Consider the following 20,957-nt stretch of genomic DNA (forward strand, 5'->3'; position numbering starts at 1 on the left):
TTCGTAGCTATCAGCTCTGACGTTTCCGCGTTTGCTCTTCCAGATGGCACGGCGCCGGACTTATGCCTTGCCGGCGTCCATGACGGTGAAGAGGGGTATGGCGCAGCGGGAACCTGCGAAGCGTGCCGCCTCAGTGCCTTGCTGCTGCTTCCGTCGCCGACAGACACGGTCGGGGTGCCGGTAAGCTCAATTCGAGAGCACGGTTTTTCCGCACGCCCGAACACAGACCGGCGACCTGTGCGAACCGCCAACGCGTCGCCACGAGCGCCTCCCGCCAGCGTCACGGGTTGATCGTACCGCCGCGCCTTGCGCCGGCGGATAGCAATCTTGGCGGCTGCATCGCACTTGCACGAGCAAGCCCGCGGCCGAACGCCGGAAAAAATCCATGCTTAACATCTCGATGCCTGTGGAGGCAGCGCTTGCGCTGCCGCCGAATTTCGCAGGCTTGCCGTTTTCTCCATCATTTGTCGGCCGTCGCCGGCTGTTTTCACCCCGAACGACGATTTACGACCAGGATGAGACCGCTGTCTCCATCTACCGACTGGTGGATGGTTGTGTCGCGCTCACACATTCACTCAGAGACGGTCGCCGACAGATCCTCGACATCATTGGTCCGGGTCGCTTGTTCGGTCTCGTCTTTCACGAAGACAACCATTGCGGCGCCCAGGCATTGACGTTCAGTCAAGTCGAAAGCCTTGGTCGAACGGTCGACCAAGGCATTCTCGACCAGGCTCTGGTGCAGATGCTGAACCGGGCTCACAGCCTTGCAACCCTGCTTGGACGCAAGACAGCGATGGAGCGCGTGAGCTCGGCCGTGTTTGATCTTGCCCAACAGTTCAAGCGCGCATCGCGCAACCCTCAACGCGGTGCACCGACGTTCAATCTGTATTTGACCCGCGCCGATCTCGGCGACTGGCTCGGCTTGACGATTGAAACAGTCAGCCGATGCCTCAACCAGCTCAAGCGGGACAAGGTCATCGATTTCTCACACCCGGAAATCGTGAGGGTGCTGGACACGGACAGGCTGCAGGCGATGGCCGCAGGGGGACGCGGCGAGGTCCGCAAACGTCGAGCCTGAACCGGACTTCACACAAGATACTGGAAATGGATCATTCCCATGAAAAAGACACTTGCACTTATCATCACCACTTTTGTCCTGGTCTTTGCCGGACAGGGCCGCGCGGAAATCAATGTCACCGATGTCAAGGGCCGTCACGTCACGTTGGCTGCTCCCGCGCAACGGGTCGTCCTGAACTTCTATTATGAGGATTTCATCGCAGTCGTTGGTCCAGGCGCCATGGACAAGGTGGTCGCGTTGTCACTTTCCACCTGGAAGGACTGGCGGCCGAACCAGTTTGCGGCCTATCTCGACGCAATTCCCTTCCTTGCAGCACTGCCGGATGTCGGCGATACGGAAAACGGCACGTTTTCAATTGAGAAGGTGCTGTCGGTGAAACCGGACCTCGTCATTTTATCCGCCTGGTCTTTCGACGCGCTTGGCGAGGCCGTCAAACAGATGGAGACGGCCGGCATACCTGTGGTCGTGCTCGACTATAACGCCCAGACGGTCGAAAAACATGTCCAGTCGACGCTTGTTCTGGGGGCGGTCATGGGATCGCGTGACCGTGCGCAAAGACTTGCTTCCAAATATGAGGCAGCAATGCAGGATATCGACAGGCGCATCGCCAACGCGAAACCGACGAACAAGAAGGTCTATGTCGAGCTGGCTCAAAAAGGCCCGTCCGAAGTCGGAAACAGCTACGGCAACGGTATGTGGGGGTCGCTCATCGACAGACTTGGCGGGACCAATATCGCCAAGGGGCAGTTGGAAAACTGGGGGCCGCTCAGCCCGGAATACGTTCTTGCACAGGAACCCGATATCATCTTTCTCGCCGGCTCTGAATGGTTGGACAAGCCACAGGCGGTCACGGTCGGGTTCGGCGCCTCAGAGGAAATCGCACGCGACCGCATGAAGGCCTATATCGCCCGACCGGGTTGGGACGGGCTGCCGGCGGTTAGAAACTCCGCCTTGCATGCGATCTACCACGGTGGTGCGCGAACTTTGTCTGACTATGTCTACGCGCAATATATAGCCAAGCAGCTCTACCCGGATGCTTTCAGCGACGTAGACCCGGCAGTCGAGATTAAACGCTACTACGACACCTGGATGCCGATAAAAGCAGATGGCGTTTTTGTGCTCCCCTATCGGGCCGACGGCCAATGAGCGACGCGGCCCTTAAACTCGATATCTTTCGCTCGCACTATCGCCGCGACGTTTCCCTTCGTCTTGCGGCACTTGCAGCCACGATGCTGGCGCTTGCATTTCTGGTGCTGGTTGACCTGGCAAAGGGGCCGTCGGGCATGGCACTTGCCAATGTCTGGGCGACGCTTTGGGCTGGCCCTCATGGCGCAGATCGAATGGCGGCGACGATCTTGTGGCAGTTGCGCATGCCCCAGACGGCGATGGGCGTGCTCGTCGGCGTCTGCCTCGGGGTTGCCGGATTGCAGATGCAGACGATACTTTCCAATCCTTTGGCAAGCCCGTTCACGCTCGGATTTTCCGCTGCCGCAGGGTTCGGTGCGGCGCTGGCAATCATGTTTGGTGGGTTCCTGCCTTTGCCGGGTTTCATTCTGGTTCCGGCATCAGCCTTCGTCATGACGCTCCTTGCATGCGGCCTCGTCTACTGCGTTGCGGCCTTGCGGGGAACGACCCCCGAAATTCTCGTGCTGGCCGGCATTGCGGTCCTGTTTCTTTTTCAGTCCATGCAATCCCTGCTGCAATTCATGGCCGCACCCGAAGTTCTCCAACAGATCGTCTTCTGGCTGTTCGGCAGCCTGCTGAAAGCAAGCTGGACCACTGTTGCCGTCACCGCGGCGATCCTGACCGCATGCCTTCCCTTCGTCATACGCGACAGCTGGAAGCTGACGCTACTGAGATTGGGTGACGTCAATGCCGCCAGCATGGGCTTGTCGGTTGATGCGCTGCGCAGACGCAGCTTCGTACTCGTCTCGCTTTTGACGGCCGCGGCCGTCTGTTTCGTGGGGACGATCGGTTTCGTCGGCCTGATTGCTCCACATGTGGCGCGCGCGGCCGTTGGTGAGGATCACCGCTTTGCGCTGCCAATGAGTGCAACGGTCGGCGGGATCATCCTGATCGGTGCATCGGTTTTCGGAAAGCTGCTGTCCCCGGCCGCCGTCATCCCCGTTGGCATAATCACGGCTGTTGCTGGCGTTCCCATGTTGTTTGTCGTCATAGCGCGGCGTGGCAAAGGAGAGAAACAGTGACCGAGGGTCTGACTTTGACGAACGTTTGCGTAGACCACCGGCGAACCCGCACGATTGACTGCTTCTCGCTGACGCTCGCGCCTGGCCAGATCGTCGCCCTGGTTGGCCCGAACGGTGCTGGCAAATCCACCTTGCTCGGCGCCATTGCCGGGAGTGTTGCGCATTCGGGCACGATCCTATGGGAGAGCGGCCCAATCGACTGCAGAACTGTCGGCTTCATGCCGCAACATTGCTCTGTAAACGCAGATCTCTCTGTGCTGCAAACCCTTCTGCTCGCCCGCCATGAGCAGTTGGGATGGCGAATAGGCGAACCTGAGATCACGAGAGCCTTGACGATGCTTTGCGAATTAGGACTGGAGCATCTTGCCAATCGCCGGATCAACACGTTGTCGGGCGGTCAACAGCAGTTGGTCCTGCTCGGGCAGCGGCTCATGCGCCAGCCGCGGCTGCTTATCCTCGACGAAGCGACCTGCGCACTGGATCTGCGCCATCAATTGACGGTCCTTGCTCTGTTGCGGGACTATGTTTGCCGATCGGGCGCACTCATCCTCATGGCGGTTCATGATCTCAATCTCGCGGCTCGGACCACCGACCGGCTGCTTCTGCTACACAAAGGCAGGGTTGCCGCTTCCGGAGAGCCAGCGGCTGTCCTGACCGCCTCGAGACTAGGTTCGGTCTATGGAGTTGATGTGGAGGTTGTCGCTGCGGGACAGGACGTTCCCTTCGTCATACCGATCGCGGCGCGGCGATCCCATGCCGCCTAGGTTGCGAATTCCCGAACAGCTCCGGCTGCTTGTTCGGTGCCTAGCGACGACGGCAACATCGTCTATGGCACAATGGGTAAGGGACGTTGCCCAAGCAAGGTGTCGGCCATCACGTGATGATCTGGCGAGGATACTGCTATGGCAAGTCGTCACGGCCGCGGCTTCGCCAGCATCCTCACCCGTTCGGCACTCGCTGCGCTCCGTGCCCGCATGCGGCCTCCGGTCCCGCCCTTGATCCCATTTCCACCCAATCGGCACGCAAACATGTTTTCGTCCGTTTGTCTTTTATTCTTTGAAGAAGAATCACCCCTAAGCGAGGTCCAACTATGAACAAACCGTACCTATCGATTTCTCTGGCCTTGTTGTTGGCCCTGGGCGTGATGCCCGCTCACGCAAAGCAGCGGGCCACGATCCAATCGCCAGCGTCGGGCGTGCTCTGCGACCGCTACGTGTGCGCCAATGAAAAGGGGATCTCCCACGAGCTGACGAAAAAATATCTCGGTAAGAAGGCCGCCGCGAACAAGCTGTTCACGACCAGTGATGTTGACCTGACCGAGTTCACGTTTGCCAACGGGATTTTCTGCGACGCGAAGGAGCGGCTGTGCCGTGAAGATCGGTACTATGGCGCCAACGGACAGCGCAGCGGGACCGTCTCCAAGAAATACACCAAGGCGCTGTTTGGCGAATGACCAAAACGGGTCGGTTCCGGCTAAGGTCGAAATGACACGCTCTCATGACCGGCACAGGCCTTCCTCGCTCTAAGCACGGGCATAAGCTGGAAGCTCGCCCAAGGTGTCTCGAGGATTTTCCATCATGCCTGGATTTCGCGGCATGCCGGTTGCAGAACTCCCGTGGGTCTATTTCCTCGTCGAACCGGTTGGATATGTCGGCTCACATTCCGCACAAAACCTGCCAGTTCTCGGTTGCGGTTTGCAGGCCGCAGAGAGCCGACGGTATCGCTGGCACAGCCTTGCCTGTGCCTTCGAACCGATGCCTTGATCTCTTCCGGAAGATGTTCGATCCGCATTGTATCGTCCTTCCTCGCGCGCCGGCAGTCGATAGGACCATATGAAAACGCCCACGTTTTGGGGACGTGGGCGTTCAGATCGTTGCGGCGTTGTTACATCGCTCCCGCTGCAATGTCGGCGTCGAGACGATCCCGCGCCTTCTTCGGGAGCTTGGCAGTCTTCACGGTTTCGAGGTTGTCCGGAGCGTCGCCGACGACGACAAGAGCGACCATACCCATGCTCATGTGGGGAGCGCATTTGATGGCGTACGCGCCCTTAACATCGAAAGTGATTTTCACCGTTTCGTTCATTTTCCCTTTGAAAGGCTGCGCACCTTCCGGGATGAGGTTGGCGATTGATTCGGCATTGTGAGACTTATCGGTCGGTATGAATGTTACGGTGTCTCCCGGGGCCACTCGAGTAAGTCCCGGCTCGAACACCATCACACCGTCTTTGCCTTTGTTCAGCATGTGGACTTCGTAGTCGGCTGCCTGCGATACGGTAGTCATTACCGCCAAAGCCATTGCCGTTCCAATCGTGAGGTTTGCCAGTCGTTTCATTGCTCTTCTCCTGTTCTTGAAGCCGCTTGGCTTCGTTGACGCTGATCTACCGGAGAAGGCGCCGTGAACTTTGACTAAACGCAAATAACTCGACGTTCGCGAAAATCGCTCACGCAATGCGTTGCCGTAGTCGCTCTCATATCCTCGACAGGGAGTTTCCCTGGCGCGAAGACGCCCCTAGAGACCGCGCGTCTCCAACCATTGGCGATCAGCGTCGCGAAAAGCGCACTCGGAACGTTCTTTGTGCAAGCACAAAGAACGCCGCGGTGTTTTGTAGCACGAGTGCATAAAGTGGAGATTTCGAGTTCATGGCAGTTGAACTGGCGCAAAGCGACGAACCGAGTGATGATCTGGTCCTCTGGATTCTCGTTTGGAGCGAATTGTTTGCGTTCGGCGTCTTGCTTGGCGGGTTCATGGTGATGTCGTACCTTCACCCGGACAGCTTTTCGCTTGCCAAAATTCATTTGAATGGGCGGCTCGCTAGTCTCAACACGCTCATATTGATCGCAAGTGGATGGTTGGCGGCGGAGGCGGTGCGTGCGGCGACATACCAGAAGCGAAGGTTCGCCTTGGTCGCATCAGCGATGCTTGGATTTTTGTTCGCAGCGACCAAGGTCGTTGAATACCAAGGCGAGTTACGGTTCATCGGTGACGCGACATTCAATGCCTTCTTCGAACTCTACTTCATGATCACAGGTTTCCATCTCGCGCATGTCGTATTCCTGAGCCTGCTCATGTTGCTGATCGCACGAAGGATGGAGCGATCCAATGTGGTGTTGGTTACTACTGTCTGGCACGTGATTGACATCGTCTGGCTGGTAATTTTTCCAGTCATCTATCTGGGGTAGACGATGCAAACGAACAATTCCATATGGCTGCTTGGTAGTGCCGCAAAACTACTGTTACTTGCAATCATCGCCGCTCTTATCTCGGCTCAATGGAAGCACGAAGCTGTCCCGTTCACAGCTTTCGGCGTCATTCTGATCCTAACCGTCATCAAATCGCGCTGGGTGGTGGTCTACTTTATGGGGCTGCGTGATCTGCGCCCTCGATTATCGATGGCACTCGTCGGGTGGTCCGCATTCTTCGCGGTCGCCGCAGGCACAAAGGCGCTACTCGCGACATATGGCTCCTGAGTAGGGGCCATGGACGGGTGAAAGAAGTCCACACTCACGCCGTGCCAGACATGCCGGGAAGGGCGATCTGGTATCAGATGCCAAGTCAAGGGCGGGCGGTCCGTGCCTGAATCCCGATCGATATCTGGTGCAGGGTCGACTATGCTTCCAAACAATTGGCTAACGATCGGGACTTGTCACGGCAGCGGGGAAGCTTCGCCAGGTTGTGCTTCGCGTTTGAATTTTTGCTGCCCAGACGACAGTCTCGAATAGTTGGCGCGGCCGGATCTCAATTCGAGGGAATATCATGGAGCGAGAGGGGTTCTCGCATCGGGCTTTCGAACTCGAGGGCGGAGACTTCAAGATCCAATTCACGCCAACGAAGCTTGCTACCATCCGGTCTTCTCCACCCCGGGTGGTCGGAGCCGTAATGGAGGAACTCATATCGAGCAAAAATTGGGCTTCAAAATACGGGAGCGTGCGCAGACTGTTTGAGTGACGACAAAGAACGCGCCTGCCGCTGATGCACATATGGGCACATATTGGCGGAAAGGGCGCATGAATGGAATCGGCAGCGGGAGAGGCTTCCAACCAGCACAAATCTTCTATGGAGGCAGTCTCCGTTTGGGATCCTCGCAGTCACGAGGTTCTAGCCAATCAGATCCAGGCCTACGACCATATGCGCGAGGCGTGTCCGGTGGCCTATAGCGACTACCTTGGATGGTCGCTTTTCCGCCATACGGATGTCGTGCAGGTACTGAACGATCACGAAACCTACAGCAACGTTGTTTCACGCCACCCGTCAGTTCCCAACGGAATGGATCCGCCTGGACATACACACTACCGGCAGATGATCGAGCCCTACTTCGCGGTGGAACGGATTGAGGCCTTCGAGCCGGCATGCCGCCGAATTGCTCGCGATCTGGTCGCCTCACTCAAGAAAGACCCGTCCAGCGAATTCATGATGGGATTTGCTGAACCATATGCCATACGAATCCAGTGTGGCTTCTTGGGCTGGCCCCGATCATTGCATGAACCATTGCGGCAGTGGGTCCGGAAGAACCGCGAGGCGACGCTGGCCCGCGATACGAACGCCCTTGCGTCCATAGCGCTCGAATTCGATGGCTATATCCGATCACAGCTGGAAATACGCCAGCAGGCCGGCGCTGCTGCACCGGACGATATCACCACCAGCTTGGTGCGGCAGGCCGTTGATGGACGGCTGCTCCGACATGCGGAGATCGTTAGTATCTTGCGCAACTGGACCGTGGGCGAACTGGGTACCATCTCCGCCTGCGTCGGTATCATTGTCCATTTCCTTGCGGAACATCCCGAAGTTCAATCACAGCTACGCCGTGACAGGGCTTTCCTTCCGCAAGCCGTGGACGAAATACTTCGTCTCCATGGACCATTGATTTCCAATCGGCGCGTTGCTTCTCGATCTGTGGCAATCGGTGAGCGGACGATCAAAGCAGGGGAAAGGATGACAGTGATCTGGGCATCAGCAAACCGTGACGGTGCAGTGTTTAAGGATGCGGACCAGTTCCGTCCCGATCGGGATCAGTCGCAAAATCTGCTCTACGGTGCGGGGATCCATATCTGCCCCGGCGCAGCATTGGCAAGGATGCAACTGAGGGTCGTCTTGGACGAACTGCTTAGCGGCATCGGGAACTTTGTCCTTCCTCTCGGTACCGAGGCTATCCGTGCGCTCTACCCTGCAGGCGGGTACGCATCATTTAACCTGCAAATCAATTGATGCTTCCGTTGGGCTGCAGTCTGCCCTCCGCACGAGCGAACACCATCGTTGTCGGTAGTGCAGGTTTGGGAACAGACCAAGACCGGAACAATGGCTCGGCAAGACGGCAGCTCCGATCTCGGCAAAATTGCCGGGTGTCGCGGAATTTTCTCACCACGATGGCGTTTGCACCGCGTTCGATACAGGACGGTGCAACTCAACTGACGATCGGGTGATGCATATGCATTTTGAGAACGCAGAACGGCTTGCGCGCTTTGGGGCTCAATCCGAGAGGGGCATTTGATATCAGCGGTGGTCAATTCGAAGTCTATTTGGCAGGCACCCTACCGACCGCTGTTTTTTCTCGCCGGACTTTGGGCGCTCGTCGTACCCCTTGTCTGGATCCTCCCGCAAGAAATCGCGTTGGAGAGAGTCAGTTGGCATAGTAGCGAGCTTTTGTTCGGCATGGCCGGTGCTGCGGTAGGGGGCTATCTCCTTACGGTCTTGCCCGCGTGGACGAAGAGAGGTCCCGTCCCACCCGCCGTCACAATAATTGCTTCTTCCCTTTGGTGTACTGCCCGGCTCACGGCAGCATTTTCTACGCATTTGTCGCATCTTGCGTCTGTCATCGGGGCATCTGCATATTTCGTGTTCTTGGCGGCTGTCCTGGCGGTTGCGTTGTTAAAGGCCGGGGCGTGGCATCGCCTGTGGGCACCATTCGGAGCGGCCGTACTTGGAATTCGCGCCGTGCTCTCCACGTTTGATGGCTTGAACTCGATGGGTTCGCCGTGCGGGATTTATAGCCTGTTGATCATCGTAATTGGTGGACGCGCCGTGCCTGCCTTCACGCGGCATTGGCTCGTCCGGACCGGGACACAGACCCCCTTTCGCGATCGGCCGGCATTTTCGCACCTGGCGATCCTGGGTATTCTGGCCGCCATTTGTCTTCGAGGCGCCAGCCATAACATATCCGGCTACCTGTTGATGCTTTCAGGCGCTGCGTTGTTGTTGCAAATGGCGAGTTGGCAAAGCCTCAAGGCCGCGCGGTATCCGGCACTGTTTATCCTGCATATCGCCTTCGCCTGGATGCCGGCGGCGCTCATCCTGAACGGCCTTGCTATTATCTTCCCCGCCCAGTTCCCACCGATCGCCGCCCTGCATGCAATGACGATGGGAGCTATGGGAACGATGATCGCCGCCTTCATGATGCGGTCGGCCTCGGTTCGTGACGGTGAGAGGCTGATCCTCGGCAGGCCCAAGGCCTGCGCGTTCTCGCTACTATCGGTCTCCGCTTTGCTGCGTGTTTTCGGCGACGGCATGAGTGACGCGTATTTCGAACCCGTTGTTGCCGCGGCGATCTGCTGGATGGCCGCGTGGGCTCTCGTCATGATGGCCTTTGTTCAGGCGATGAGCCGTCCTGTGCCCAGACCGGTCTTTAGTGCGGCCAGCCGCAATCAGGCTTACGGCAAAACGGGAAAGTGACGTTCGACCATATTTGCAGAACACGGCAGACCGGTGCGCGGTGAGTTCGGCCAATTAACAAGGCCTAAGGAACACAACATGCCGGCAACTCTGTGCTGTCGACGAGCGCATACCTTACAAATTGCTCCTCACAAGCAAACGCGTGTAAACGCGCGCAAATGCCTTAATCAACGGGGCCTGACTACGGCCCCGTTGATGAATGTAGCGTTGCGGAAGTCCTTCGCAACGGTATTGATGTCCGGAGCTACGGATAGTTCACGGCTACGGATGTTCGCGAACATCACGTTCCAGCTGGCTGATAAGGTCCTGTCGAGTATCCTGGCCGCGGGCGACGCCTTTTCCTGCCGCTCGTTGAACTGCCCGCGGAACCGATCATAGAATTGCGCCTTGTCGAGGTAAAAGGCGACCCGACGCAATGTCGTCTGTTGCGCTTCCAGGATGGTCTGCGCGAAGCAGATCAGCCTGGAATTGCCGTTCAAGCGGCTCAAGCCGGGAAGCGTCAAGTCTGAATTCGGGCCAGCCTTGCTGTGTCCAGTTCCATTTCATGAGCTATAGAATTCCTTTCTATAACTCATTTTTGCCCAAAATAATGAGCGATAGCAATCGCGGCTATAGCTCATCCGGCCAAGGGGAGCCGAACGGAGCCCAAAGGCCGATTCAATCTCTCTGCCTTGGGTGGCAGGGGAGGAGGGGTGTTGAAGGGACGGTCCGGCCGCAGGTAGAGCCGGCCGCTTCGGGAACGAATGGCGACATTTCTGGGAATGAGCGGGTGCGGCCGACACCCAGATTGGCGGCGAGCGTTTTTCCACCTTTCGCAAGCTTCTCCAAATCGCGGCTCAATTTCCTGTCCGCCTTGCGGGCGGGTCATCAGGACTATGTTCTCAATGACGAAGCGATGAAGTGGCTGAAGGCGCAGGGCGTCGAGCACGCGCTTATGGCCAGGCTCAAGACCAATCCCCCAGCAGTATTCACCGATCAGGTTGCGTTCCTCGATCATTTGGCAGCAAGGGCATCGATATCCTCGACCGACAGCTTCTGCGTCCTGTTGCGGAGGCGGCGATCTGGGGCGCCATCCGCCATCACGGCCTGCTCGGCGGCACGGTGATCGTTTCGGACGATGCGGGTCAGTTCCGTGTCGCCAACCACGCCTTGTGCTGGATCCATGCGGAACGCTGCTGCTGAAACTGATGCCCACGACACCGAAACAAGAACGGCTGGTCACGACGATCCGTGACCTTGTCTGGCGCTTTTACAAGGCGCTGAAGGTCTGGAAACAACAGCCTTCACCGCAGTTGATCACCGGGTTTCGGCGCAGGTTCGACAAAATCATCGCGCGACGTACCGGTTATACCGAGCTCGACAAGTTGCTCTTGCGCCTCCACAGACGAAAGGTCGAACTGCTCAAAGTTCTCGAGCACCCGTATATTCCCCTGCACACCAACGCGTCGGAAAACGATATTCGTTCCTTCGTCACTAGGCGCAAGATCTCCGGCGGCACCATAAGCGTCGACGGTCGCATTGCCCGCGACGTCATGCTCGGGCTGATGAAGACCTGCCAAAAGCTCGGCATCTCCTTCTTTCATTTCCTGGGGGATCGTCTCGGGTTGGGAAGCGCAGGACGGCTAATTCCACCTTTGTCGCAACTCGTCATGATGGCGAGTTAAAGTCAGGCCTTTCTCGAAAACGGCACCAGCTTGCCCCTCTGCCCCTCGTCAGGCCGCTTTTCCTTTCGCAGCAACTGCGGTGAGACATTCCATTGGCGGGCGTTGTCGCCGTGCACAGTCACCGTTTTGCGGTTGCGACGGATAACGATTCCGGCCTGCGTCTGGCCGTTATTGTCTTCGAACATCACGCGCGCGCCGATCGCCAGTTCAAGCAAGGCATGCGCCGTCTTCTGCTGATACAGAAAGTGGAGCCGATCGACGACCGCATCGTGCAATTCGATCAGCTCTGCTTCACTCAAGGCGTCAAGGTCGATCTTCTGCATGCTGGTCTCCATCCGGTGCAATCGTCACTCCGAAATTGGACCAATGCAATGCGGATCATCGGCTACCCACAACATCATCAACCAACTGAGTTTCGGCGCCGCCACCCTTTCTGCCCCACGTACTTTACTGCCCGATTTCAATTGAAGCGATAAGCTGAAATTTCGCCCATCGATTGTGACCTTGCGCTTTCAGCGCGGGGCAGCGGAGAGGCCCTTCAAAGCCCGGATGCCTTGGTGAGATTGATCCGGAAGCGGTCGCGGCGGCGCTGATATTTGCGGGTCATTTCCCTGCTGGCACGGCCGAGCCCGAGGAGGCAGGCCCGGCGCGCGGCGAATGACCTGAGTGTTTGAGCGCGCTCCCTCCGAGGTGCGCACGAACACCGGCGGCAAGCGCGGCCGTGTTGACGACGCGGGCGACGTGCCTGTCGCTGAGGCAGTCTGGTACCGCGTCTTTCCCGTTCGACGCCGCGGTCGGAGCGGCGCCATGCGCCTGCCCAGAGCCAGGCCCCTCAGGGCGCGTTCGGCCGCGGTGTTCGTCCAGCAGATCCGGCCGTCCTCGGCGAAACGAGCGAAGTCGCTCCAGCGCTTGAGCATGTCGTCGATGGACGAAGCAGCAGTCTCCTTTGTAAGTTGCAGGTGACTCCCATATTTGCGCCCGATTTCAGGCCGAGTTGTATACGGCGACGATAGGCTCATGAGCGCAGGACGGGAATGGCGGTGGACTTCAGCGAGCTTCTGGATGCGTTGGAATTCGTGAGTTCCGTCGGAAGCGGCGAAAACACGGCTTATCTGTGCAAGGAGACCGGCAAGATCTACTGGCATTCGGGCTGGGCGGACGATGTCGAAGAACTGCCTCACGACGTCGAGGACGGCGAGAAATACGTCCCAATTCCGGAGAAGAGGGAACTCGATCTCGGCAAGCCGCTGGTGCTGAAGTTCGCGCGCCACCACCTGCCCGACGATTACGATAAGGTTTGCGGGATGTTTAGCCGGGCGGGTGCCTATGTCCGCTTCAAGGACCTGTTGGAGCACAGGCACGCCATCGATCGGTGGTACGCCTTCGAGCAAAAAGCCACGGAAGACGCGTTGAGGACCTGGTGCGAGGACAACCACATCGAGGTCAGCGGCTGACGTTGAGGCATCAAGTGACTGGTTTCAGAATCGTCTGATGACTGGCTCGCAAGGAACCGTGGTCGGTTGAAATTCTTAGCAACAATTCGGTCGACCGATGCCGCTCAAAGCCAACGGAGATATGACAATTCCCCGTTTGAAATCCGGAAGCAAAAGCCACAACCGTGATGGCGAATGGATCCCCAGATGCCTGCTTCCGCGAGCACACGGACCGCCTGCCTGTCGAAGATGTCGATACCCTTGCCGGCCATGAGGCATCGGCGGGCTCTCGCGACTGGAGCCTTTCGGCGCGGCTTGCCAAGCTACGACGATAACGATCAACGGCATTCAAAGCATCGAGCGCGATCTGGAATTCGACAACGAAGCTATCGCAGCGGGGGCATCCGCCTCTATTATCCCGAGACGACCGGCACGAAATCGGTACTCAAAGACGGCGTGCTGCTCGAGGCCGGATTCGATACGGTTGCCCCCAACATCGACAAGGACATCAGTTCCTGGGCTTACGATTTCGCGTCATCGCTGGCCGTGCCCTGCTATGAACTCGGCTACACCTTGGTGGAGAAGCTCCAGACCATTTCCACCAAATATCGCAAACAGCAGGAAACCGGACAGTTCCCCGTCAATTTCCTGCGGCACTATTACGACGTCTACTGCCTGCTGGACCAACCGGACGTGCAAGCCTTCATCGGCGCGGACGACTACCTAGCCCATAAGACCCGGCGATAGCGGGGCAGGTCCTTCGGGCGCACGATATAAAGTCCGGCATCGGCCTGTACCGGCTGCCGGCAGACCGCGCAATCACACGCACCCGCCGCTGCGATGGCGGGATATAGCTTGGAAGAAATTTCACAGAGGGCGGCGCTGTTTCGGTGTGACGTGGCCAAGCTGGTCACATCACGCGATCTGTTTGGGCAGGTTTTCGCGAATAAATTCGGCAATATTGCTTGAGGAAGGACTTTCAAGAGTAGGGCGAGACGACCTGCTTGCCGCGAAGTACGCTTGGTCAAAGAAGGTAAATACTGGTTCCCACGACTTTGACGATGACCGAGCTGACGACGAAGATAATGGGGACGGGGAGGAAGACACGCACCCTGAAATGCTGGACTTCCTTTTCACAGAGGTGGTCTTAAATCGTTTCTCCACGGATCGTTCTCGGCCCGCCTAACAGGAACGGGCCGAGTAATCCAACTTAGAGAACGCTGACGTTCTCGGCTTTGGACTTTCCGGTCTTGCGGTCCTGCCCTACCTCGTAGCTGACCTTCTGGCCATCCTGAAGCGAGCCACCAAAGCCGACGGCCGAGATATGAACGAACACATCAGGACCGCCATTGTCCGGGGTGATGAAACCAAAACCTTTGTCTTGGGCGAAGAATTTTACCGTGCCAGTTGCCATAGTGTCCTCCTTGACTGCTTAGCGCTGGCCAACGCTTTAGCGATCATTGCTGAGCACGGCAAGGTTGCTACACCGGTGGAAGTGAGCCTCGCTGCGACTGCGCATAGGCGGGGCGACGCCCCCTCCTTGCCGCAATCACGCCGTTCCGACGGGCGCGCCATACGGCAGTTTCCGCACTCTTTCCTGATTTTCTTTGGCGAAGTGGGACGATCAGGATTGGGGCGAAGAGAGTCGTTCTTCACGAGCCGCCCGTGCAACGGCCCGTTGGCCGGGCAAGTGAGGGGAGGAATGGTCCGTCGTTGCCAGGATGGCGACCCATGGGGAGGCCGGCATCAGGCGCTTGGCGGCTTTGGCATTTCGGCGGCTTTGCTCGAGAACTTCTAGAACAAGGCCGTCTTGATCCACGGCACGCCAGGGAAAGCGATGGCGGTGATAGAGGGGTGACGGATCGTCAGAACCCGTCATCGCACAACGAGTTGCAAGTTCCGTTAACTTTACAATGCCTTCATCAGAGCGATCGCCAGAGTCGCCTAAGGTGAGCTGACATGTCGTCGACGATGGGCACGGCCGCCAGCACTAGGAGAATGGCCGCCAGAAACAGTGTCGTAGCAAAGCCGAAGTGCTTGAAACCCACCGCCCCGATGATGCCACCGGTGAAGAATAATGTGACGAGGACCGCCAGCAGCTTCAGCTTCTGACGATCCGCTCGCACGAACGGCTTCTCCGAGTTTTCCCGTGATGCGTTCCAGTAGAACAGTTTGCCAAGCTCGATACCGATGTCTGTGACCATCCCGGTGACATGCGTCGTCCGAATTCTGGCTTCCGACAGTTTGGTTATGATGGCGTTCTGCAAGCCCATGATGAAGCACAACAGCATGACGGTCATCGGCACAAACAACCCTGCATGACGCGCAAGGTGACCACCGAGCAGACCAAAGCAAATCAGCAGGACAGCTTCCAAACCGAGTGGAAACGCGTACTCGCTCTGCAGATGCTGACGCCGGCCCCAATTGACCAGAACCGCAGAACAAGCAGCGCCGGCGACGAATGACAGCACAGCGCCAAATCCGGAAAGCACCAGCACGACATCGCCGAGGGCTATATTGTCGGCCATGGATGACACGATGCCGGACATGTGGGACGTGTACTGCTGGACGGCAAGAAAGCCGCCGGCATTGGCCGCTCCTGCAATAAAAGTCAGAAAAAGTGCGAGGTGCCGATTGGCCTCTTCGTCTCGCTCTTTTCCGGTCAGCCGGCGCAGATAGACAATCATGAGCGAACGCTGCCGTTCAACGCCAACACACGCAAAGAAGAGAAGAAGAGGTGCGAGGATAGCCTCATCATTAGATTCCGAAACCTAGAGAAAGAGAAACAGGACAATGATGGATGTGAACGCCGAGTGCTGGTGGACCGTTTGATCTAGTTCAGCCTGCCCAAGGGCGCCTCTGCATGCCGGAACCGGACGCCCCGTCCGCAGCCGTTGCTATGCGTATGTTCGCCAAGCAGTTCGATGCCGGCGCGGTTGAGCGCTTCGATGACTTTCATCAGGCTATCGACGATGCCTCGCACGTTGCCAAGACTGGCTTCCATTCGTTGGATCGTTGGCAGGGAGACCCCAGCCATCTCGGCCATGGTTTTCTGGTCGATATCGAGGAGTGCGCGGGCGGCACGAAGTTGGGCGGCGGTGATCAACGAGGCGTCCGTGTTTGCATATGAGGAATGGAATTAATAGCATTATTATTGATGTAAAAAACATCAAAATAAAACAATAAAATGTTGATCGACACTTGGCATGAATGACGTCGGCGATTACTGTTGCCCGTATGACCCCATGCTACAAAGCCTTTAAGGAACTGGACGGGACATGGACCGTCGTCGATGCTCGCACCGAGCGGCCCGCCGAAATGGGCAGCCGCACCGTCATCGGTATGAACCAGCAGGACGCTGAGGAGTTTGCCGAACTCTTTAGTAGGCTGGATGCACAGAAGCAGGAAACAAGAGCATGAACGTTAAAGACAGCAACGGCACGCCGCTCAGTGACGGTGACTCGGTCACGCGCATCAAGGACCTGAAGGTGAAGAGCACCTCCATCACCCTTAAGCGGGGAACGTTGATCTAGAACATCACCCTCACCGGCAATGAGGAGGAGATCGAGTGCCGGGCAGAGAAGGTGAAGAATCTGGTGCTGCGGACAGAATTCCTGAAGAAAGCCTGAACTGACGCCGCGCGCCAGCGCAATGAGCACAAACGGACTCCCTCTCATGCCGAGAGGTCTCGTCCATGTGCCGTGGCGACCATCGCTTCAGTCTCCCTCTACATTCCCAACATGACGAAGACCAGCATTGCAACGGGCACGGCGACGCATAGCGTCAGCAGTGCGTCTGCGCTAACATTTCGCCAGTACTGGGTTCTCGTATTTATATGAGAGGATCTCATCGTCTAGCCCTCCATTCCATTCGCTGTATTTTACTGCGATTTCGAATGGAAATCCTTGAGATTTGCAAGATGCCCAGATTGTCGGTGAAGCAAGGTAGGCACTACATATTTTGCGGGCGGAAAAGCCGCTTCCATTCTTTTGGGAAACGCTGAGGGCGGCCGTATTGATCAACGAGTGCGCATTCAATCTGCGCATTGACCAGAATTTTGCCGCTTCGCGTGATCGTCTGTACCACAAACACCCTGGCCCCAGAAATATCGGCGGTCTTTGTTTCTATGGTCAGCGTATCGTCCAATCGTGCCGGTTGCCGGTACTCAATTTCCAGTCGCCGGATGATCCAAACGACTCCATCACCTTGTTTTCGTTCGGTAAGGTTAGCGCGGTGTGCGCCCACTAGCCGCAAATACTCGATGCGCCCGCGCTCAAGGAACTCCAGATAACGTGCGTGATAAACAGAGCCAGACAAATCCGTATCTGCATAATAGACGCGTGCTTCAAGCAAGTGACCTGTCTCGGTTAGAGCTCCAGCGAGCGTAGCAGTTTCACCGGTCGCCAAACCGTCTGGCTCCTCCATTTCGTTAGTTACCGACGGCATCAAAATCCCTCATCGCGGCGTGTGGGTAGTAACAGAACATGTCATGCCAATGCTTATCATCGATGGCCAAGCGGTCGAGGCTGCACCGGCACGGCAACACTTTGTGTCGATCGTCTCGCCTTCGGAAATCTCTTCGTTCCGTCCCATTCCATACGCTCAGCATTTGCCATCCATGTTCACCGCCAACGCGCCGTGCCGCAATGAAAAGCCGTGACCACAAGACCCGCCTCAAATTCGCTCGTAACGCTTTCACGCCGAGATACATCAAGCAAGCTGACAACACGGCTGCGTTCTATTCCGCGATATCTGTGTGAACCCGCTTCGTGAAACGAATTAACCTTCCCTATCATGCGGATCGCGAGACCCTCGCCGGCTGCGCCAGAATTCTTGTTCCTCTTTCTCCGTTACGAAGTCCTCGGATTCCGGAGGGAATGGTTCGTCATTCTCCGGATAGCCGGCCTCAAAGAAACTCTCGGCCTCTAGGTACGCGTGAGCTGCAGGTCTGAGCTCGACATCCAAAATATGCACTGCGACTACCCCGGAATATTCCGAAATTGGTTCAGCGTATGAGTAGGTCGCCCAAGGGAAAAGCTTGGTCATGATCTCATGGAGACTAGGCGCGCGCAGATGGTAGTCAATTGTTGCAACCAGCTCCTGCTCTTCGTCCTCGCCGATGTAAATACGAAGATTGCGGAACGACAGGTTCTGGTTCAGCCATTCGTCCCACACAAAAAACGTCGTCTGATCCTGCATCTCCTCCATAAGGGCACGGTCGAGTGCAAATGCAGAGCGTATCAATGACTCAGGATCCGAGGATATGGCCTCATCGAAAGAAAGCCTGGCAGAGGCATCCAGCACGTTCGTCGCAGGAATGATAATCGACCATCCCGTTCCGGTTGCCTGACAAAGCTGTTCTTCAACCCGCCGCCACAGCACAAGACCAGTTTCGCGGGTGACGATGACCACGCAAACCGGCAACGAATGTTTGGTCCAGTATTCCAGGTGCTTGCTTTCTCCGTGAAAGATATAGTCGCCGTCACTCGTCTTGAACCAAGACTGCCCGAACCTGATTTGCAGCGCTATAAACCTTCCTGTCGGGTTGCCGGCGTTTAGGATTTCCGCTTGCGCATCGATGCCGATATCCGGCTCGTACCGTTTGCGGAAAAACCACCTTGGATCACCACGGAAAAGTTTTTCGACCGCGTCTATACCTTGGCACGCAGTAAAATCTTCCTCAGAGATATGAGGCCTGTTCTTGTGCGACCGACGTGATGCAGTTGGTGGATTGATCCGGTGTCGAACAGCCGCAAGGGCTGTCATTGCAACGGCGACGAACCGAGCGCTTATCGCGATAAGTCTAGCCTGGAAACGTCCAACCATTGAAGATTGCCTTCACGAAGCGCGGGTTCCCGAAGTCACATGCTCGAGCAGTGCGAGCAAACCATTGAGGATGTCTGTCGGTGATGGCGGGCAACCTGGAATATGGAGATCGACCGGTATGACGGCCGAAACCCCGCCCACGACAGCGTAGCTACCCGCAAAACAGCCGCCGTCGCGCGCGCAGCCGCCGAGCGCGACAACCCATTTTGGACCGGGCGTGGCGTTATATGTCCGTTCCAAAGCCTCTCGCATGTTCTTCGTCACCGGCCCGGTAACCATGAGCACGTCGGCATGCCGCGGCGAGGCAACAAAGCGGATCCCGAAGCGCTCAATATCGTAGAAAGCATTGCTGAGTGCGTGCATCTCCAGTTCGCAGCCGTTACAGGAACCGGCATCGACGGCGCGGATCGACAGGCTGCGGCCGAGATGCCGGCGGGCAGCATTGTCGACAGCCGAGGCAAGTTCCTCCACCGCGGCATCCGAACGGGACGGACCGCGTTCGGTCAGGGGCATCCGGATCAGGCTTTCGAAGAGGAGCTTGCGCATGTTGGCCTGCCTTTAGAGATCGTGACCGGAATAGGAGCAGTTGAACGATTTGTTGCAGAGAGGAAAATCGGCGACGATATTGTCCTCGATCGCGGCTTCCAGAAGCGGCCATTGGAACCAGGACGGATCGCGCAGATGGCATCGGTCGATTCTGCCGTTTTCGGCGAGGCGCAGCCAGACCAGCACATCGCCACGAAAACCTTCAACAAGGGCCAGACCCTCGCGTGTCTCACCAGTGTCCGGAATATCGATGCATACCGGACCAGCCGGCAGTTGATTCAGGATCTGCGCGATCAGCGACAGGCACTGTTCAACCTCGCGGATGCGGATCCAGACCCGGGCATTGACATCGCTCTCATTCAGGACCGGGACCTCAAAGAGGAGGCCGTTATAGGGCGGGTAGCCAATTGCGCGCCGGGCGTCGAAACCGCGCCCGGAGGCCCGCCCGATATAGCCGCCAGCACCGTACTGGTGGGCAAGTTCCGACCTGAGCATACCGGTGCCAACCGTTCGGTCCTGGAGCGAGGCGGTATTGTCGTAAAGTTCGACCAATGCCGGGAACGTCCGCCTGATCTCGGTGGCCACAGCCTGCAGAGCAGTCGCTCCCTCATGATCCAGATCGGCGATGACGCCGCCGGGCTTGATGCGGTCGCGCATCAGGCGATGGCCAAACGCGGTGTCTGCAGCGCGCAGCACGCGCTCGCGAAGCACGCCGCAATGCGTATGCATGAGTGGAAAGGCGGCGTCGTTGCAGATCGCGCCGATGTCGCCGAGATGGTTGGCGAGCCGTTCGAGCTCGGCCATCAGCGCGCGCAGCCATATGGCGCGCGGTGGCACCTCGAGCTGTAGGGCGGCCTCGATCGCCCGCGAAAAGGCGTAAGCATAGGCGACCGTGCTGTCGCCGGACGTTCGTCCGGCAAGTTGCACCGCGCGGTCCAGGCTTGCTCCAGCCATGAACGCCTCGATCCCCTTGTGGACATATCCGAGCCGCTCTTCGAGACGGACGATCGTCTCGCCGTTGGCCGTGAAGCGGAAATGCCCGGGCTCGATGATGCCGGCATGTACCGGGCCGACAGGAATCTGGTGCAGGCTGTCACCTTCTGCACGCAGGAACGCGTAGGGAGCGGTTTCGGGTGGAGGGGGCAGGCGGTCGCCCAGGGGAAACCGCAGGCCCCAGCGGCCGTGATCGAGCCATGGGCGCGGATCGGGCAAATCCTGCGGGACCAGCCCGACCAAATCGTGGATGGCGCGCTCTGGACGGAGGGCCGGTGGATGGTATTGCGCGACAGAGGGATAGCCGCCTTCCAGTCCTTCCAAAGTGATGACGCCGATCATGCCCGTTGGTTCTTCGAGCAGCGCCATGTGAACCGCATCGGCCTCGCCCCAAAGCCCAAGCAGGGTCCAGTGGCCCTCCGCAAGGGCCACAGTTGCCGATGTCCAGACCATTGGATCGACAATCGTCCGCGGCCAGGGGCGATGGTGTTGAACCGGACGGCCTTCCAGAATGAGATCGGCCAGGGCTTGCATCGAACGGCTCTCC

At 57.8% G+C, this 20,957-nt stretch carries 24 protein-coding genes and 5 pseudogenes; 15 read left to right on the top strand and 14 right to left on the bottom strand.

Annotated elements, in window-relative coordinates; genetic code table 11:
• The first annotated feature begins 385 nt into the window (after positions 1–385).
• The 6 genes from ASD02_RS09310 (at position 386) to ASD02_RS09335 (ending at position 5,048) form a co-directional block, all read left to right on the top strand.
• Complete coding sequence (locus ASD02_RS09310) at positions 386–1,078, top strand: helix-turn-helix domain-containing protein (protein ID WP_057220578.1); 693 nt, start codon at positions 386–388, stop codon at positions 1,076–1,078.
• Positions 1,079–1,117: 39 nt separating this feature from the next.
• Positions 1,118–2,224 carry an ABC transporter substrate-binding protein gene (locus ASD02_RS09315; protein ID WP_057220579.1) on the top strand — a complete coding sequence of 369 codons (1,107 nt, stop codon included), beginning with the start codon at positions 1,118–1,120 and terminating at the stop codon, positions 2,222–2,224.
• The gene (locus tag ASD02_RS09320) at positions 2,221–3,285 is read left to right on the top strand and encodes an iron ABC transporter permease (RefSeq protein ID WP_057220580.1); all 1,065 of its coding nucleotides are present in this window, start codon (positions 2,221–2,223) and stop codon (positions 3,283–3,285) included. Before ASD02_RS09315 ends, ASD02_RS09320 begins: the two co-directional genes overlap by 4 nt.
• Positions 3,282–4,049 carry an ABC transporter ATP-binding protein gene (locus ASD02_RS09325; RefSeq protein WP_057220581.1) on the top strand — a complete coding sequence of 256 codons (768 nt, stop codon included), beginning with the start codon at positions 3,282–3,284 and terminating at the stop codon, positions 4,047–4,049. The genes ASD02_RS09320 and ASD02_RS09325 overlap by 4 nt, the downstream gene beginning before the upstream one ends.
• A 326-nt stretch (positions 4,050–4,375) precedes the next feature.
• Positions 4,376–4,738 (top strand): YcgJ family protein, encoded by a 363-nt coding sequence (locus ASD02_RS09330; protein ID WP_057220582.1) that lies wholly within the window; start codon positions 4,376–4,378, stop codon positions 4,736–4,738.
• Positions 4,739–4,862: 124 nt separating this feature from the next.
• Positions 4,863–5,048: a hypothetical protein gene (locus ASD02_RS09335; RefSeq protein WP_057258463.1), complete on the top strand. Its 186-nt coding sequence runs from the start codon at positions 4,863–4,865 to the stop codon at positions 5,046–5,048.
• Between the two features lie 121 nt (positions 5,049–5,169).
• On the opposite strand, the gene ASD02_RS09340 is transcribed toward ASD02_RS09335, so the two are convergent.
• Positions 5,170–5,580, bottom strand: coding sequence for a pseudoazurin (locus ASD02_RS09340; protein WP_234908049.1), 411 nt, complete (start codon positions 5,578–5,580; stop codon positions 5,170–5,172).
• A 344-nt stretch (positions 5,581–5,924) separates the two neighbouring features.
• Here ASD02_RS09340 and ASD02_RS09345 point away from each other — a divergent pair, with 344 nt between their 5' ends.
• The 4 genes from ASD02_RS09345 to ASD02_RS09365 all read left to right on the top strand — a co-directional run bounded on the left by ASD02_RS09345 (position 5,925) and on the right by ASD02_RS09365 (position 9,948).
• Positions 5,925–6,464: a cytochrome c oxidase subunit 3 gene (locus ASD02_RS09345; protein ID WP_057220583.1), complete on the top strand. Its 540-nt coding sequence runs from the start codon at positions 5,925–5,927 to the stop codon at positions 6,462–6,464.
• A gap of 3 nt (positions 6,465–6,467) precedes the next feature.
• Positions 6,468–6,752, top strand: a complete 285-nt coding sequence (locus ASD02_RS09350) for a cytochrome C oxidase subunit IV family protein (protein WP_057214996.1) — start codon at positions 6,468–6,470, stop codon at positions 6,750–6,752.
• A 586-nt stretch (positions 6,753–7,338) separates the two neighbouring features.
• On the top strand, positions 7,339–8,487 hold the full coding sequence (locus tag ASD02_RS09360; protein ID WP_057220643.1) for a cytochrome P450: 1,149 nt from the start codon (positions 7,339–7,341) through the stop codon (positions 8,485–8,487).
• Between the two features lie 291 nt (positions 8,488–8,778).
• Entirely contained in the window at positions 8,779–9,948 is a 1,170-nt protein-coding gene (locus ASD02_RS09365; protein WP_057220644.1) for an NnrS family protein, read from the top strand.
• Between the two features lie 167 nt (positions 9,949–10,115).
• Here ASD02_RS09365 and ASD02_RS39165 read toward each other — a convergent pair whose 3' ends face one another.
• A complete protein-coding gene (locus ASD02_RS39165; RefSeq protein WP_057220585.1) occupies positions 10,116–10,451 on the bottom strand; it encodes a hypothetical protein in 336 nt (111 codons plus the stop codon).
• Positions 10,452–10,941: 490 nt separating this feature from the next.
• Positions 10,942–11,112, bottom strand: coding sequence for a hypothetical protein (locus tag ASD02_RS38940; protein ID WP_162250515.1), 171 nt, complete (start codon positions 11,110–11,112; stop codon positions 10,942–10,944).
• Positions 11,113–11,135: 23 nt separating this feature from the next.
• Between ASD02_RS38940 and ASD02_RS09380 the strand changes: the two genes are divergently transcribed.
• Positions 11,136–11,612, top strand: coding sequence for a transposase (locus tag ASD02_RS09380; RefSeq protein WP_156408386.1), 477 nt, complete (start codon positions 11,136–11,138; stop codon positions 11,610–11,612).
• 2 nt (positions 11,613–11,614) lie between these two features.
• On the opposite strand, the gene ASD02_RS09385 is transcribed toward ASD02_RS09380, so the two are convergent.
• The 3 genes and pseudogenes from ASD02_RS09385 to ASD02_RS39645 all read right to left on the bottom strand — a co-directional run.
• Positions 11,615–11,935 carry a hypothetical protein gene (locus ASD02_RS09385; RefSeq protein ID WP_057220586.1) on the bottom strand — a complete coding sequence of 107 codons (321 nt, stop codon included), beginning with the start codon at positions 11,933–11,935 and terminating at the stop codon, positions 11,615–11,617.
• A gap of 215 nt (positions 11,936–12,150) precedes the next feature.
• A pseudogene (locus ASD02_RS39640) lies at positions 12,151–12,383 on the bottom strand (integrase); the annotation flags it as partial.
• A 38-nt stretch (positions 12,384–12,421) separates the two neighbouring features.
• Positions 12,422–12,757 (bottom strand): annotated as a pseudogene (locus ASD02_RS39645) (transposase); the annotation flags it as partial.
• Between ASD02_RS39645 and ASD02_RS09395 the strand changes: the two are divergent.
• Together ASD02_RS09395 and ASD02_RS09400 are read left to right on the top strand one after the other, a co-directional pair.
• The gene (locus ASD02_RS09395) at positions 12,647–13,066 is read left to right on the top strand and encodes a UPF0158 family protein (protein ID WP_057215011.1); all 420 of its coding nucleotides are present in this window, start codon (positions 12,647–12,649) and stop codon (positions 13,064–13,066) included. The pseudogene ASD02_RS39645 and the gene ASD02_RS09395 sit on opposite strands and share 111 nt — an antisense overlap.
• A 186-nt stretch (positions 13,067–13,252) precedes the next feature.
• Positions 13,253–13,792: a nucleotidyl transferase AbiEii/AbiGii toxin family protein gene (locus tag ASD02_RS09400; RefSeq protein ID WP_244494192.1), complete on the top strand. Its 540-nt coding sequence runs from the start codon at positions 13,253–13,255 to the stop codon at positions 13,790–13,792.
• A 463-nt stretch (positions 13,793–14,255) separates the two neighbouring features.
• On the opposite strand, the gene ASD02_RS09405 is transcribed toward ASD02_RS09400, so the two are convergent.
• From ASD02_RS09405 to ASD02_RS09415, 4 genes and pseudogenes are all read right to left on the bottom strand, one after another.
• Positions 14,256–14,459, bottom strand: a complete 204-nt coding sequence (locus tag ASD02_RS09405; protein WP_057220589.1) for a cold-shock protein — start codon at positions 14,457–14,459, stop codon at positions 14,256–14,258.
• A 330-nt stretch (positions 14,460–14,789) separates the two neighbouring features.
• Positions 14,790–14,879 (bottom strand): annotated as a pseudogene (locus tag ASD02_RS39650) (IS6 family transposase); the annotation flags it as partial.
• A 124-nt stretch (positions 14,880–15,003) separates the two neighbouring features.
• Positions 15,004–15,732, bottom strand: a pseudogene (locus ASD02_RS09410) (YoaK family protein); the annotation flags it as partial.
• Between the two features lie 146 nt (positions 15,733–15,878).
• Positions 15,879–16,151, bottom strand: coding sequence for a helix-turn-helix domain-containing protein (locus ASD02_RS09415; RefSeq protein ID WP_057220590.1), 273 nt, complete (start codon positions 16,149–16,151; stop codon positions 15,879–15,881).
• A 104-nt stretch (positions 16,152–16,255) separates the two neighbouring features.
• Between ASD02_RS09415 and ASD02_RS09420 the strand changes: the two genes are divergently transcribed.
• Complete coding sequence (locus ASD02_RS09420; RefSeq protein WP_156408389.1) at positions 16,256–16,465, top strand: hypothetical protein; 210 nt, start codon at positions 16,256–16,258, stop codon at positions 16,463–16,465.
• A pseudogene (locus ASD02_RS09425) lies at positions 16,462–16,674 on the top strand (alkylphosphonate utilization protein). Before ASD02_RS09420 ends, ASD02_RS09425 begins: the two are co-directional and overlap by 4 nt.
• Positions 16,675–16,996: 322 nt before the next feature.
• Here the strand turns inward: ASD02_RS09425 and ASD02_RS09430 are convergent.
• From ASD02_RS09430 to ASD02_RS09445, 4 genes are all read right to left on the bottom strand, one after another.
• A complete protein-coding gene (locus tag ASD02_RS09430) occupies positions 16,997–17,491 on the bottom strand; it encodes a YbgC/FadM family acyl-CoA thioesterase (protein WP_244494193.1) in 495 nt (164 codons plus the stop codon).
• Positions 17,492–17,824: 333 nt separating this feature from the next.
• A complete protein-coding gene (locus tag ASD02_RS09435; RefSeq protein ID WP_057220592.1) occupies positions 17,825–18,871 on the bottom strand; it encodes a DUF4365 domain-containing protein in 1,047 nt (348 codons plus the stop codon).
• Positions 18,872–18,883: 12 nt separating this feature from the next.
• The gene (locus tag ASD02_RS09440; RefSeq protein ID WP_057220593.1) at positions 18,884–19,417 is read right to left on the bottom strand and encodes an NADH-quinone oxidoreductase subunit B family protein; all 534 of its coding nucleotides are present in this window, start codon (positions 19,415–19,417) and stop codon (positions 18,884–18,886) included.
• Positions 19,418–19,429: 12 nt separating this feature from the next.
• Positions 19,430–20,944, bottom strand: coding sequence for an NADH-quinone oxidoreductase subunit C (locus ASD02_RS09445; RefSeq protein WP_057220594.1), 1,515 nt, complete (start codon positions 20,942–20,944; stop codon positions 19,430–19,432).
• Positions 20,945–20,957 lie beyond the last annotated feature (13 nt).

Origin of the sequence: Ensifer sp. Root1252, from assembly GCF_001425885.1 — a bacterium.
GTDB lineage: Bacteria > Pseudomonadota > Alphaproteobacteria > Rhizobiales > Rhizobiaceae > Ensifer > Ensifer canadensis.